Here is a 14,224-nt window from a genome sequence, read left to right as displayed (position 1 = left end):
ACCCAATCCGGTCGGGCCACACAGTTAGTAGCAGGTGGCCCGAAACCGTGATCAGGCAACAGAACAGGAAACGAGCGTGAAGGGACTTGCAGCAGCCATTGCCGTTGTCGTCGTACTGGCTGTCATCAGCCTGTTTATCGGCGTCAGCGATGTGTCGCTGAGCACGCTATTCGGCACCGAAGCCACTGACCGTGCCGCCGAAGTCATGCTTGTCAGCCGTATTCCACGTACCCTTGCAATCATTCTGGCGGGCATGTCCATGGCCGTCTCAGGCATGATCATGCAGATGCTGACACGCAACCGTTTCGTTGAACCATCGACGGCGGGCACAGTGGAATCAGCCAGTCTTGGCATCCTTCTGGTCATATTGTTCGCACCGGAAACGCCTGTAATCGGAAAAATGCTGGTCGCTTCTGTTACGGCGCTTGCCGGAACTGCATTGTTCCTTCGCATTCTTCGCGCCATTCCGTTGCGATCCGTTCTTGTCGTGCCCTTGGTCGGCATCATGCTTGGTGGCGTTGTCAGTGCAATCACTACTTTCATTGCTTACCGCTTTGATCTTCTGCAATCGCTCAATTCCTGGACAACCGGCGATTTTTCCGGCGTCCTTCGCGGACGCTATGAACTCTTGTGGCTTGCGTTCTTCCTTACAATCATCGCCTACATTGCCGCTGACCGCTTCACGGTCGCGGGACTGGGCGAGGATTTCACCACCAACCTTGGCCTAAATTATCGCCGTGTAGTCACACTTGGCCTTGTCATCGTTTCGATGGTCAGCGCATCAGTCGTCGTGACCGTTGGCATGATACCTTTCCTTGGTCTTATCGTCCCGAACGTCGTCAGCATGTTCATCGGCGACAATATGCGGCGGGCTGTACCGTGGGTTGCAGTACTCGGCGCTGGACTTGTTCTTGCCTGCGATATTGTCGGGCGAGTAGTCCGCTTTCCTTACGAAATTCCAATCGGCACGATGATGGGAGTCGTGGGAAGCGTCATATTCCTCTATCTTCTGTTGCGGCGGGGTTCACGCCTTGCTTAAGCGCCCTACCTTGATCCTCTCGCTCCTCTCTGTACTCACTCTGCTTGCAGTGGCAGCATTCATGACAGTCGGCGCAAAGGGAAGCTGGTCTTTCATCCTGTCCTTCCGCGGCACCAAGCTTGCAGCCATGGTACTGGTCGCATACTCGATTGCGGTTTCAACGGTGTTGTTCCAGACAGTCACGAACAACCGCATCCTAACCCCCTCGATCATGGGGTTCGACGCGCTTTATATTCTGATTCAGACATTGGTAGTCTTCTTCTTCGGCGCCGTTCAAATCGATTGGATCGGACCGAATATTCGCTTTCTGGCAGAAACCGCTATCATGGTGGTTTTCGCTGGTACACTCTATTACTGGCTCTTCTCCGGAGCAACGCGCAGCCTGCACCTCATTATGCTTGTCGGCATTGTCTGCGGTGTCTTTTTCCGCAGCATTTCCAACCTGATGCAGCGGATGCTTGATCCAAATCTTTTCGCTGTCCTGCAAGACCGTTTCTTTGCCAGCTTCAACACCATCAATAGCGACATTCTGATTATGTCAGCCGTCATTGTCGCGGCTGTTTCGCTCTACGGTCTGCGCTTCGTCTATGTCTTTGACGTCCTGTCACTCGGCAGAGATCCGGCAATCAATCTGGGCGTCGATCATCGACGCATCGTGCGCAAAATCCTGTTCATGGTCACAGTGTTGGTTTCCGTTTCCACCGCACTGGTTGGACCTATAACCTTTTTCGGTCTTCTGGTCGCCAATCTGGCTTACATGCTTGCCGGTTCGGCAAAACACCGGTTTATCCTGCCTATAGCCATCTTGCTTGCAATCCTCTGCATCGTTGGCGGACAGACCATCCTGGAACGGGTCTTCTCGTTCAATACCGCACTCAGTGTCATCATCGAGTTTCTGGGCGGCCTTGTCTTCATTATCCTTCTCGTCAGGGGGCACGCGCGTTGATAGAAATCAGCCAAGTCAGCAAATCCTATAACAGCACACTTGTCGTCGATGACGTGACCCTGAAATTACCTGCTTGCGGCATAACCTCGATCATCGGGCCGAATGGGGCAGGAAAATCGACGCTGCTCTCGATGGTGAGCCGTCTCCTGCCAATGGACAAGGGTCGTGTGACCGTAGACGGACTCGATGTTTCAACGACATCCGGTGATGTGTTGGCAAAACGCCTTTCGATCCTACGACAGGAAAATGCGATTAATTCCCGCCTGACCGTGCGCGACCTCGTAACCTTCGGTCGTTATCCCTATTCTAAAGGCCGCCCGAATAGTGAAGACCGCAATCATGTCGAGCAGGCCATCGGCTATCTCGGTCTTGAATATCTAAGCGGACGCTTTCTGGATGAACTTTCGGGCGGACAGCGCCAGCGTGCATTCGTAGCAATGGTGCTATGCCAGGATACAGATTATGTGCTGCTGGACGAACCGCTCAACAACCTCGATATGAAGCATTCAGCTTCAATGATGAAGTTGTTGCGGCGAGCTGCAGACGAACTTGGAAAAACCGTTGTTCTGGTTCTGCACGATATCAATTTCGCATCGTGCTATTCCGACCACATAGTCGCCATGCGCCACGGCAAGGTTGTGCATCAAGGAAGCCCGGATGAACTTATTCATCCAGAAATCCTCGCTGACATTTACGAGATGGAGATTGCCGTCGAAATTATCGGCGGCAAACGCATTGGCGTTTATTATCTTTAGGCAACCGCATCCGAGGGAAACATCATTTGCAAGGCATCATAGGATGCCAGCACGGTTTCCATTTGCGCGGTATGTCCCTTGACGAAAGCATCTCCATAAACCGTCTCATCCGGATATTCGGTGATCAGCGTCAATGGCACCGTATGGCGGTCATCCACGCCGACGAGGCACGGAAACCCATTGATGATGCGGAAACCCGTTTCGCCTGCATACTGCTCGAACAGCCTGATCTGGGCATTGTTATAGGCAACCAAGCCATCAATCGCGGCCAGATGTTTCGTCACGCGGTCGATTAGTTCTTCTGCTGCCTTCTCCCAGGAGGCATGGTGGCGGATGATCAGGAAAAAGCCCTTCGGCAACGTCCACATGGCAAAGGAACGCGGCACATAACCGGACAGCGGACGCGTCCATTCATGCGATGGATAACCATGCAGGTTGACGTGCAGTTTCGCATCCGTCAGCTTTTCAGCCTCGACACGAATGGCCTTTTCGTAAAGCCCCTCGCCGCTGCGATATTCAAGATCGTCACCCAGCGCCGTATAGCGCGCGGCGTGATGCATGTGGTGCGGCTGAAGCGCACAAAGGCGCTTGTGTATCTCGTATCCGTCCGGATTTTCCTGCGGGGAGATCGTAAAATGCGCGCCTTCACGCACCGCAAGCAGGTTGGCTGCGCGCAACGCGCCAACAACACCTGTCGTTTCATTGGCATGCTGACCGGCGCTGATCATCATCGCGGCATCGCTGCCGTTGCGATAAGTCGCGCGCACCGTTCGGCCAGAGCGGGTCTTTGCCTCGAACGGCTTGCCGCCCAGTCTGGCAATTTCACGGCGGATCTGATCGGCGGAAAGCGGCGCTTGCGCCGTCTCCAGAACCTGTTCTGCCGTCAGCGCGTCATCGGTTGAAAGCGAGCGTGTCTCCACTTTGACCGACGGCTCGGCATCGCGAAAGCGGACTTCCGGCACGATCTGGCCCGGTTGCAAGCCACGATCGCCCACCGGGCGACCTGACTTCTTCTGAAAAACTTCGAGCAGCGAGAAGTAAATATCCTCGTGCATGGCTTCGGTGAGGCTCAGCGTTTCCTCATCGTAAGGCAGGCGGCGGTCGGTGATCGGCAGACTGACCGCGATGTTCAGCTCATCGAAATAAGGTTCGCCACGCTTCCAGTCATGGGCGGCGATGGCCGCGACGGTGTCATGAAACAGCTTTTCATAGGATGTCTCATAGCGCGCGCTTTCAATCTTGCCGTGCTGCGTGACGGCCAGCCAGCCGGTCGGCGACACCAGCGTTTCGCCGATGAAATCCACATGCACGCGGTTCGGCGCGAAAACCCGGCGGCTCTCGCTATGGCCATCGGCAAAGACCAGATCGACTTCATAATGAAAATCGTCTTTGCCCGAAGCCGAGAAATCTATCTCCGCTTCCGGAAGAAGTGCTGATAAAGGATAGGTCTCAAGCAGAAACCGGTTCTGTACACAGGCGTCATGACGCGGATAACGGATCGCTGCCGACTTCAGCGCCGAGCCATCAACTTCTTCCAGAAAGAAATGCAGGAGCGGCTTATAAGCCGAGCGCAGCCGTACCTCGACGCCTGCCTCGCGCAGCGTCGTTTCCGCGGCAAAGCGGCTCGGCTGGTCATCGAACAGCCATGCGTCCACCTTCGCGCCGCGCATTTCCGGTTTCAGGAAGCGTTCGACAAGCGCATGAATGGTGCGCGGATAGGTTTTCTCAAAAAGCACGCTCATCGGGAAGTCCTGCCGGTTGGATCGAGGCTGTCGCGCAGCCAGTCGCCAAGAAGATTGAGACCAAGCACCGTGAACAGAATGGCGAGGCCCGGGAAAATGCTCACCCACCATGCAGTCTGGAGATAAGTGCGACCATCGGCCAGCATGCCGCCCCAGCTTGGAATGGTCGGATCGACACCGAGGCCGAGGAAGGTCAGGCTCGATTCCAGCAGGATATTATTGGCGACATTGAGCGTCATCAGCACGATGACCGGACCAAGCAGGTTCGGCAGCAGGTGCTGGAAGATGATGCGCCAGTCCTTCACGCCGATGGCCCGGGCTGACAGGATGAACTCGCGCTCGCGTAACGACAACACCGAGCCGCGCACCAGTCGCGCATATTGCACGCATTGCGAGACGATCAGCAAAATGATGGTGTTGAAAAGCCCGCCACCCAGAATGGCCATCACAGTGATGGCAAGCAATATGAAGGGCATGGCCAGCTGCACATCGACAAAGCGCATCAGCGCCATATCCCAGAAGCCGCGATAATAGCCGGCGACGAGACCCATGATGGTGCCGATAAGAACGGAGCCGATCACCGAGACAAAACCGACAAACAGCGAAATCTTGCCGCCGGTGATGACACGCGCCAGCACATCGCGGCCCAGCGGATCGGTGCCGAAAATATGGGCCTGATTGACAAATGGCGGTGTCAGGCGCGCCAGGAGATCGATCTTGTTGGCGCCGCCCGGAAACAGATAGCCGGAGAAAATCACCGCCAGACAAATGCAGCCGGTCAGCACAACGCCGACGATGAATTCGAGGCTCGCAAAACGCGAAAACAGAACGGATGAGGTCTTGGTTGCCATGGGTCCTACTCCGTGCGGATACGCGGATCGACAAGGCCATAAGCGATGTCCACGAGAAGATTGACGCCGATGATCAGCATGGAAAGGATCGCGATGGTGGCCTGCAGGACAGGATAATCGCGCCCGGCCACCGCGTCGAAGGCAAGTGTGCCCATGCCCGGCCAGTTGAACACGCGTTCCACCACGACGATACCACCGAGAAGACCGCCGAACTGAAGCCCGAGATAGGTGATCAACGGAATGGCGCAATTGCGCAGCGCATGCTTGTAGAGAACCTTGTTCTCGCTCAACCCCTTGGCGCGCGCCACCATAATATATTGCGATTGCAGCGTCTCCAGCATCGCCGTGCGCACAAGACGAACATTGGTTGCAGTCAGGATGACGCCCATGGTGAGCGCGGGCATGATGAAGCTTGCAATGCCGCTCATGCCGCTTGGCGGTAGCCATTGCAGCGAGATGCCGAACAGCAGCACCAGCATGGTCGCCAGCCAGAAATTCGGAAAGGACAGGCCCACCAGCGAGCAGATGCGGATCAGCTGATCGGCCCATTTTCCACGCGACACCGCAGCCTTGATACCGAGTGGAACGGAAATCACGATAGAAACGAACAGCGAGGCGAAGGCCAGCATCAGCGTGGCGGGCAGAGCGCCAGCAACGAGCGTGGAAACCGGCGTTCCACCGAGGAAACTGCGTCCCAGATCCATCGTGAACAGTCCCTTGAGGAACTGCCAATACTGAACGAAGAACGGCTGGTTGAGGCCAAGCCCTTCACGGATACGCGCGAGATCGGCTTCGGTAATGCTGCCTGCGCCTTGCGTCAGCATCAATGCCGGATCGCCTGTCAGGCGAACCGCGAAAGCGACGAGCAGCGTCATCGCGACAAGCACGAACAACGCCTGCAAAATTCGTTTGATCAGAAATCCGGCCACCAGTGCGCCTCCGAGATGCTGCGGCAAGCCGGATATGACCGGCTTGCCGTATTGTCATTCTTGCTTACTCGACAGTGACGTCCGTGAGACGCAAACGGCTGTCGGGAACCGGCACGAAGTTCTTCACGCGCTTGTTGACGCCGAAGATTGCCTTGAGATTGTAAAGCGGCATTTCGAGTGCACGGTCGGCAGCGTAAACCGCGATTTCCTGCAAGAGCTTTTCGCGCTCGCCGCGATCAATAACCGAGCGCTGCGCTTCCAGCATCTTGTCGAGCTTTTCGTCCTTGTCGTACGGGTTCCACTTCTCGCCGGAATGGTACATGGAATAGGCGGTGTTATCGTAGTCGAAGGTCCAGCCGCCCCAGGCCTGCTGGAACATGGCGCCGGTCTTGCCCTGCGGGATGATATCGTTCAGCAAAACATTGGTGTCATAAGGCTTGATGGTGGCATTGACGCCGACCATTTGCAGGAAGCTTGCGATAGCCTGCGCCACTTCATTGAAGCTTGCATCTTGACCGCGCACATCGATCTGCACGGTTGCGCCAGGCTTGACGCCCGCTTCTTCGAGCAGTTTCTTCGCGCCTTCCGGATCGTAAGGCAGCGGCTTCATGTTCGGGTCGAAGCCGAAGGACAGCGAACCCTGGAAACTTGCAATCGGCTCGGCCTGACCTGCCAGAATGGACTGGATGATCGCATCGCGGTCAACCGCCATGATCAGCGCCTTGCGAACGCGCTCGTCCTTGGTGATGCCATCAGCCGTGTTGAAGCGCAGGGCATAGACAGTTGGACCCGATGCAGTGACAAGCTCCAGCTTCGGATCGCCCTGAATGGTCGGGATCATACCAATCGGAATGGTCGGCGGGATGACCAGATCGACGCGACCGGCCTGAAGTTCGGCAACGGCGGTCGAAGGCTCGGTGATGAAGCGATATTCCAGTTCGGAAAGTTTCGGCGCACCGCCCCAATGATCAGCGAAAGCCTCAAGCTTGATGCTCACCTTCGGTTCATAGGACGCGAATTTGAATGGCCCGGTACCGACCGGATGCGTGTTGAAATAATCGTCGCCTTTTTCCTGAATGTATTTTGGCGGAACGATCATGCCACCATAACCGGCCAGCTTGGTGATGAGAACAGGGTCCGGTGCCTTCAAATGAAAATCGACGGTCTTGTCGTCTATAACTTCCACTTTCTCGATGGCGATATAGTTCGAACGCTGCGGGCCTTTCGCGCCCTCGTCACCGAGCAGGCGATCAAAGGTGAACTTGACGGCTTCGGCGTTGAACGGCTCGCCATTATGGAACTTGACGTTCTCGCGCAGATGGAAGCGGATGCGCTTGCCTTCGTCTAGCTCGTCCCACGAGGTTGCGAGGGCCGGAACGATCTTGAGGTCCGGTCCGCGATAGACCAGACCGTCGAAAATATTGGTGGCGACAGAAGCCCAGTTGACGAGGAAAGTGTCGATCGGGTCCCAGCTGCCTGGGTCCTGCGGCGACGAAACGGTCAGCTTTCCGGCAGCGAAAGCCGGAGCAGATACAAACACTGCCGCCGAGAGAGCGGAAGCCATGAGAACGGCTTTAAGTGTTTTCCTTATCATTGTTTTTCCCCTTTGGGTTTCTGTTGAACTTTATGCGTCAGGCAGTTTCGGCCACAAAATGCCCGGTTGCGACCTCGCGATGGCGATAGATCGGCGGCTTGTCATCAATCCGGCGCGTCGTGCTTGGAATTTCACCTTCCAGTGCGGAACGGTTGGTGCGCGCAGCGGGATCGGCAATCGGCACCGCCGAGAGAAGCCGCTTCGTGTAGTCATGCGACGGCGTTTCGAAAACCTGCTGCCGCGAGCCGAGTTCCATGATCTGGCCGAGATAGAGAACGGCCACGCGGTGGCTCATCTTTTCGACTACCGCCATGTCATGGCTGATGAAGAGATAAGCGAGATCCTGCTCTTTCTGGAGGTCCATGAACAGGTTGATAACCTGCGCCTGAATGGAAACATCAAGCGCCGACAGAGCTTCATCGGCAATAATGAGCTTCGGCTTGGAGGCAAGCGCACGCGCAATGCAGACGCGCTGGCGCTGACCGCCGGAAAATTCGTGCGGATAGCGCTTGGCATGTTCCGGGCCGAGACCAACCCGCTCCAGCAATTCTGCCACGCGCGCATTGATCGCCTTACTATTGTCGAGAAGGCCATGCGTGCGGATCGGTTCTGCAATGGAAAAGCCAACCGTCTTGCGCGGATCAAGCGATGCAAACGGGTCCTGGAAAATATACTGCACTTCGCGGCGCATGGCATATCGCTCGGCAGCACTCATGGCCGAATAGGCCTTGCCGTTGAAGCGAATATCGCCGGAAAGCGGCGTCTGCAATTGCTGGATGGTGCGCCCTATGGTCGATTTTCCCGAACCGGATTCACCGACCAGCGCCAGCGTTTCGCCCGGATAGATATCGAATGCGACCTTCGACACAGCGTTGCAGACATGCGTGACCTTCCCGAACAGGTTCTTCTTGATCGGAAAGCGTACATAAAGATCGTCTACGGAAAGCAACGGCTTGTCGCCATAACGCGCCGTGTCCTGAATGCGCTCCTCGCCCGTCAAAACCGGCATGCCGTCACGCATGGTCATGACCGGCATCCGCTTGGGAAAGGCTTCGCCCGTCATGCTGCCAAGCTTCGGCACTGCCGACAGTAGCGTCTTGGTATAGGCATGTTGCGGCTTCGAAAAAATCTGCCCAACCGGGCCTTCCTCGACCTTCTTGCCCTTCCACATGACGACCACATCGTCAGCCATTTCCGCCACCACGCCCATATCGTGCGTGATGAAAATCACAGCCATTTCAAGTTCTTGCTGCAAATCCCTGATAATGTGCAGTATCTGGGCCTGAATGGTCACATCGAGTGCGGTCGTTGGTTCGTCGGCGATCAGCAGTTTCGGGCGGCAGGCAAGCGCCATGGCGATCATGACGCGCTGGCGCATCCCGCCAGAAAGCTGGTGCGGATAGCGCTTCAGCAGCCCTTCCGCATCCGGCAGCCGCACCATTTCCAGAAGCCGCCTACCCTCGGCAAGCGCCGCCTGCTGGGTCATGCCCTCATGCAGCATCAGCACTTCGGATAGCTGGTTGCCGATAGTGAAAACGGGATTGAGCGACGTCATCGGTTCCTGGAAGATCATGGCGATCTCCTTGCCGCGAATGCCGCGCATCGTCTTTTGATCGGCTTTCAGCAGATCGCGTTCGCCAAACAGAATCCGGCCAGACGGGAATTTCGCGCCGCTCATATCGGCAAGCCGCATGATGGAAAGCGACGTGATGGACTTGCCCGAACCGGACTCTCCGACCACAGCCAGCGTGCGACCCGGATGTACCGAGAAACTCAGATCGTCAACGACACGGCTCGCGCCAAATTCGACACTGAGGCCATCAACGGTCAGCAGAGGCTTTGAAACTCGTTCGCTCAACTCGGTTCCGCTCAAACTTCCAACCCTCTTAAAGTGTGATGGCAGACCGCGTGGCCTGATTGAATGCACCGGACATGAAACGCAAAAGGGCAGCCACTTCCGAAAGCGCTTCTTCAGACGGGCGCGCATTGGCGGTGGAATCAACCAGAAGGCGTTCGCGAATCTGCGCATAGCGCGCGCAGGCTTCTGCTCCTTTGGCGGTGATCTTCACCGTCTTTTCCTTCGCTGCCTTGCCGGTGGTCAGCAGACCGGCATTTTCAAGCTTGCGGATGGCATACGTCGCAATATGCGTATCTTCAATATCGAGAACAAGGCAGATATCGGCAAGCTTCTTCTCGCGATCACGATGACGGATCGAATGAAGAATCAGCACTTCGATGGGAGAGAGCCCCGGCAATCCTGCTGCAGCCATGCAGCGAACCATCCAGCGCGAAAACGCGTGCGATGCGAGAATGAGGCCATATTCAACCTCGGACATACCCGGCGAACCGCCTTCAGCAAGATGCGCAGACGATACAATGGGACCTATTGAGGCAACGGGGCGCAGATGCCTGGGCAACGCGACTTCATTGAAGTTTGTTTCCCGGGGCTCGGAAGACGCCGCTACAGTTTCTTCACCGTCCCTGTTCTTCCGCATTCTTGCTGCTCCCTTATTTATGTGTATTTTATGTCACCATCTTATCGACATTTTGTCAATAAAGTGGAACTATGAAATCCTGAAAAGATTTCGAAATGCACCAGTAGTGCTGTGTGAGGGAGCCAATAATGAGCGGAACAGGACGCGGAGTATGGGATTTCTGGATCGATCGCGGCGGCACGTTTACCGATGTCATCGGGTGCGATCCACAGGGCCAGCTCCATGCCCGTAAGGTTCTCTCCGAAAACCCGTCTGCCTATAAGGATGCCGCCGTACACGGCATTCGCCTGCATCTTGGCCTCCAGACCGGCGAAGCGGTTCCCGCCGGAATTATCGGCGAAGTTCGCATGGGCACGACGGTCGCGACCAACGCGCTTTTGGAGCGCAAGGGCGAGCGGCTGGCCCTTGTCACCACCAAGGGTTTTCGCGATGCGCTGCGCATTGGCTATCAGGAGCGCAAGAACATCTTTGCGACCGAAATCATCAAGCCGGAAGCGCTTTATGAAAAGGTCGTGGAACTGAACGAACGCGTTCAGGCAGACGGCACGGTCGAAACGGCGCTCGATCCCGCCGAGGCGGAGGCCGTACTGGCTGTACTGAAGGAACAGGGCTACAAATCCGTCGCCATCGCGCTCATGCATGCTTATAAGTTCCCTGCACATGAGGCTGAAATTGCTCGCATTGCGCGCAGTCTCGACTTTGAACAGGTCTCCGTCAGCCATGAAGTTTCGCCACTGATCAAGCTGGTCGGTCGTGGCGACACCACCGTCGTCGATGCCTATCTGTCGCCGGTTCTTCGCCGCTATGTTGCGCAGGTCTCCAACGAGCTGGATGTCGAGCGCACCGACGCGCGCGTCATGTTCATGATGTCGTCTGGCGGTCTCACCGCAGCCGATCTATTTCAGGGCAAGGATGCAATCCTCTCCGGCCCGGCAGGCGGTGTCGTCGGCCTCGCCCGCACCGGCGAAACGGCTGGTTTCCCGAAAGTCATCGGCTTTGACATGGGTGGCACCTCCACGGACGTCGCGCATTTCGACGGCGAATATGAACGCGCTTTTGAAACGGAAGTTGCCGGTGTGCGTGTGCGCGCGCCGATGATGCTGATCCACACCGTTGCCGCAGGTGGCGGTTCGATCCTGCATTACGATGCCGGGCGTTTCCGTGTCGGACCGGATTCGGCGGGCGCCAATCCCGGTCCAGCCTGCTATCGCAACGGCGGACCGCTCGCCGTCACCGATGCCAATGTCATGCTGGGCAAGCTTCTGCCGGAATTTTTCCCGGCAATCTTTGGCCCCGACCAGAACCAGCCGCTGGATGTGGAGCGGGTGCGTGAACGCTTCGCCGCGCTGGCAACTGAAATCGGCGATGGCCGTTCGCCGGAAGCCGTTGCCGATGGTTTCATCCGCATTGCGGTTGCCAATATGGTGGAGGCCATCAAGAAAATTTCCGTCCAGCGCGGCTATGATGTGACGCGCTACGCGCTCAACTGCTTTGGCGGCGCGGGCGGCCAGCACGCCTGCCTCGTGGCCGACGCGCTCGGCATGAAGAATATTCTCCTTCATCCCATGTCCGGCCTGCTGTCCGCCTATGGCATGGGCCTGGCCGATATTCGCGCCACGCGCCAAAAGGCGCTTGGCGTCGCGCTCGATTCAGCAGCGCCTTCAGCCTTGAAAGAACTGGGTGAAGAACTGGCGCAGGAATGCGTTGCCGAACTTCTGACCCAGGGCATAGAGGCTAAAGCCGTGCAGCGTCATCTGCGCGCCCACATCCGCTATGCGGGCACTGACACGGTGCTGTCCGTTGAAGCCACGTTCCCAGCAGAGGACAATGCCGACCGTCTTCGCGCCGAGTTCGAGGCCGCCCATAAGCGCCGTTTCGGCTTCATTGCGGAAAACAAGGCTCTCGTTATCGACGCTGTGGAAGTTGAAGCCGTTGGCGGAGGTGCTGGCGAAACCGAAAGCGCTCAGTCGCTCGACAGTGACCTGGAAGCGGCAACCGCCAAGCGGACCAGCTTCTTCTCGCAAGGCACGTTGCACGATGCGGGCGTCGTCTTGCGTGAGCAGATGCAGCGCGGCCAGACCGTCACCGGCCCGGCGATCATCATCGAGAAAAACCAGACCATCGTCATCGAAGATGGCTGGCAGGCTCGCCTGACCGCGCATGACCATGTGGTGCTGACGCGCATCAAGGCGCTGCCCGCCCGCACGGCCATCGGCACCGAAGCCGACCCGGTCATGCTGGAGATTTTCAACAATCTCTTCATGTCCATTGCCGAGCAGATGGGCGTGACGCTTCAAAACACCGCCTATTCGGTGAACATCAAGGAACGTCTCGACTTTTCCTGCGCAGTTTTCGACGCGGCAGGCAATCTCGTCGCCAATGCGCCGCATATGCCGGTGCATCTGGGTTCCATGGATGCATCCGTCGCCACCGCCATCCGCGAAAACAGCGACATCAAGCCGGGCGATGTGTTCCTCATCAACGCGCCTTATAATGGCGGCACCCACCTGCCTGACCTCACCGTCTGCACGCCGGTTTTCGATGACGACAATCGCGAAATCCGCTTCTGGGTTGCAAGCCGTGGTCACCATGCGGATATTGGCGGCATCGCGCCGGGTTCCATGTCGCCGCGTGCGGTCAATATCGAGCAGGAAGGCGTCTATATCGACAATTTCAAGCTGGTGGATCGCGGCACCTTCCGCGAGGAAGCGCTCGCCGCTCTGCTGACGGGGGCGACCTACCCTGTTCGCAACCTGACGCAGAACGTCAACGACCTGAAGGCGCAGATCGCCGCCAACGAAAAGGGCGTCGCCGAGCTAAAAAAGATGATCGGTCTTTTCGGCGAGGATGTTGTGAAAGCCTATATGGGCCATGTTCAGGACAATGCCGCCGAAAGCGTGCGCCGTGTGCTCGACAAGCTGCCGGACGGCCATTTCACCTATGAGATGGATCAGGGCTGCCAAATTGAGGTGCGCGTCACGATCGACAAGGAAAAGCGCGAAGCGACGGTCGATTTCACCGGCACGTCGGAACAACGTTCCGACAATTTCAACGCACCGGAACCCGTGACCCGCGCAGCTGTGCTTTATGTCTTCCGCGTGCTGGTCGAGGGCGACATTCCAATGAATGCGGGCTGCCTGCGACCGATCAAGATCGTTGTGCCGGAAGGCTCAATGCTCTCGCCGCAATATCCGGCGGCGGTCGTGGCGGGCAATGTCGAGGTCAGTCAGGCTGTCACCAACTGCCTGTTCGGCGCGACCAAGGCCATGGCCGCAGCGCAAGGCACGATGAATAATCTGACCTTCGGCAATGACGAATATCAGTATTACGAAACCATCTGCTCCGGCGCGCCCGCCGGTCCCGGTTTCAACGGTGCCGATGCCGTGCACACCCACATGACCAATTCGCGCCTGACCGACCCGGAAATTCTGGAAACCCGTTTCCCGGTGTTGCTGGAAGACTTCCACATCAGAAAAGACTCCGGCGGCAAGGGCAAATGGCATGCGGGCGATGGCACCAAGCGCACGATCCGTGCACTTAAGACACTCGATTTCGCCATTCTCTCAGGGCATCGCCGCGTAGCGCCCTTCGGCCTTGAAGGCGGCGAATCCGGTCAAACCGGTCGCAATGAAGTACGGCGAAAGGACGGCTCCATCGAAGTGCTCGGCAACTGCGACCAGACCGTTCTGGAAGCAGGTGAAGCCTTCACCGTCATCACACCAACCGGTGGCGGTTACGGCAAACCCTAGTAGTTGGCCTGCCCACCGACACGCAAAGCGCCGCCAGCTGAAATTCTGGCGGCGCCTTGCGTTCAACCGGCATCGGTTGGTTAAAGTCGTCTCATAGTGACTGAGGGCGAGTGAATGCTTTCTC

At 57.2% G+C, this 14,224-nt stretch carries 10 protein-coding genes; 4 read left to right on the top strand and 6 right to left on the bottom strand.

What is annotated here, in order from left to right:
- The first annotated feature begins 76 nt into the window (after positions 1 to 76).
- From CES86_RS24795 to CES86_RS24785, 3 genes are read left to right on the top strand one after another with little or no spacing between them, the layout of a single operon-like run.
- On the top strand, positions 77 to 1,039 hold the full coding sequence (locus tag CES86_RS24795; protein WP_094515670.1) for an ABC transporter permease: 963 nt from the start codon (positions 77 to 79) through the stop codon (positions 1,037 to 1,039).
- Positions 1,032 to 1,985, top strand: a complete 954-nt coding sequence (locus CES86_RS24790) for an iron chelate uptake ABC transporter family permease subunit (protein WP_012093164.1) — start codon at positions 1,032 to 1,034, stop codon at positions 1,983 to 1,985. The genes CES86_RS24795 and CES86_RS24790 overlap by 8 nt, the downstream gene beginning before the upstream one ends.
- On the top strand, positions 1,982 to 2,740 hold the full coding sequence (locus CES86_RS24785) for an iron ABC transporter ATP-binding protein (RefSeq protein WP_094515669.1): 759 nt from the start codon (positions 1,982 to 1,984) through the stop codon (positions 2,738 to 2,740). The genes CES86_RS24790 and CES86_RS24785 overlap by 4 nt, the downstream gene beginning before the upstream one ends.
- Here the strand turns inward: CES86_RS24785 and CES86_RS24780 are convergent.
- The 6 genes from CES86_RS24780 to CES86_RS24755 all read right to left on the bottom strand — a co-directional run bounded on the left by CES86_RS24780 (position 2,737) and on the right by CES86_RS24755 (position 10,351).
- Positions 2,737 to 4,482, bottom strand: a complete 1,746-nt coding sequence (locus CES86_RS24780; RefSeq protein ID WP_094515668.1) for a M14 family metallopeptidase — start codon at positions 4,480 to 4,482, stop codon at positions 2,737 to 2,739. The two genes, CES86_RS24785 and CES86_RS24780, sit on opposite strands and share 4 nt — an antisense overlap.
- Entirely contained in the window at positions 4,479 to 5,333 is an 855-nt protein-coding gene (locus tag CES86_RS24775) for an ABC transporter permease (RefSeq protein ID WP_029927154.1), read from the bottom strand. The genes CES86_RS24780 and CES86_RS24775 overlap by 4 nt, the downstream gene beginning before the upstream one ends.
- A 5-nt stretch (positions 5,334 to 5,338) precedes the next feature.
- Entirely contained in the window at positions 5,339 to 6,262 is a 924-nt protein-coding gene (locus CES86_RS24770) for an ABC transporter permease (RefSeq protein ID WP_036587650.1), read from the bottom strand.
- A gap of 64 nt (positions 6,263 to 6,326) precedes the next feature.
- Positions 6,327 to 7,856, bottom strand: a complete 1,530-nt coding sequence (locus tag CES86_RS24765) for an ABC transporter substrate-binding protein (RefSeq protein ID WP_012093169.1) — start codon at positions 7,854 to 7,856, stop codon at positions 6,327 to 6,329.
- Between the two features lie 37 nt (positions 7,857 to 7,893).
- Positions 7,894 to 9,729 carry an ABC transporter ATP-binding protein gene (locus tag CES86_RS24760; RefSeq protein ID WP_012093170.1) on the bottom strand — a complete coding sequence of 612 codons (1,836 nt, stop codon included), beginning with the start codon at positions 9,727 to 9,729 and terminating at the stop codon, positions 7,894 to 7,896.
- A 13-nt stretch (positions 9,730 to 9,742) separates the two neighbouring features.
- Entirely contained in the window at positions 9,743 to 10,351 is a 609-nt protein-coding gene (locus CES86_RS24755) for a winged helix DNA-binding protein (RefSeq protein WP_167387153.1), read from the bottom strand.
- 128 nt (positions 10,352 to 10,479) lie between these two features.
- Between CES86_RS24755 and CES86_RS24750 the strand changes: the two genes are divergently transcribed.
- Positions 10,480 to 14,100 (top strand): hydantoinase B/oxoprolinase family protein, encoded by a 3,621-nt coding sequence (locus CES86_RS24750; protein ID WP_094515667.1) that lies wholly within the window; start codon positions 10,480 to 10,482, stop codon positions 14,098 to 14,100.
- Positions 14,101 to 14,224: the final 124 nt, after the last annotated feature.

It is taken from the genome of Brucella lupini, assembly GCF_002252535.1.
Lineage (GTDB): Bacteria > Pseudomonadota > Alphaproteobacteria > Rhizobiales > Rhizobiaceae > Brucella > Brucella anthropi.
This window is presented reverse-complemented; position numbering and strand designations above follow the sequence as displayed.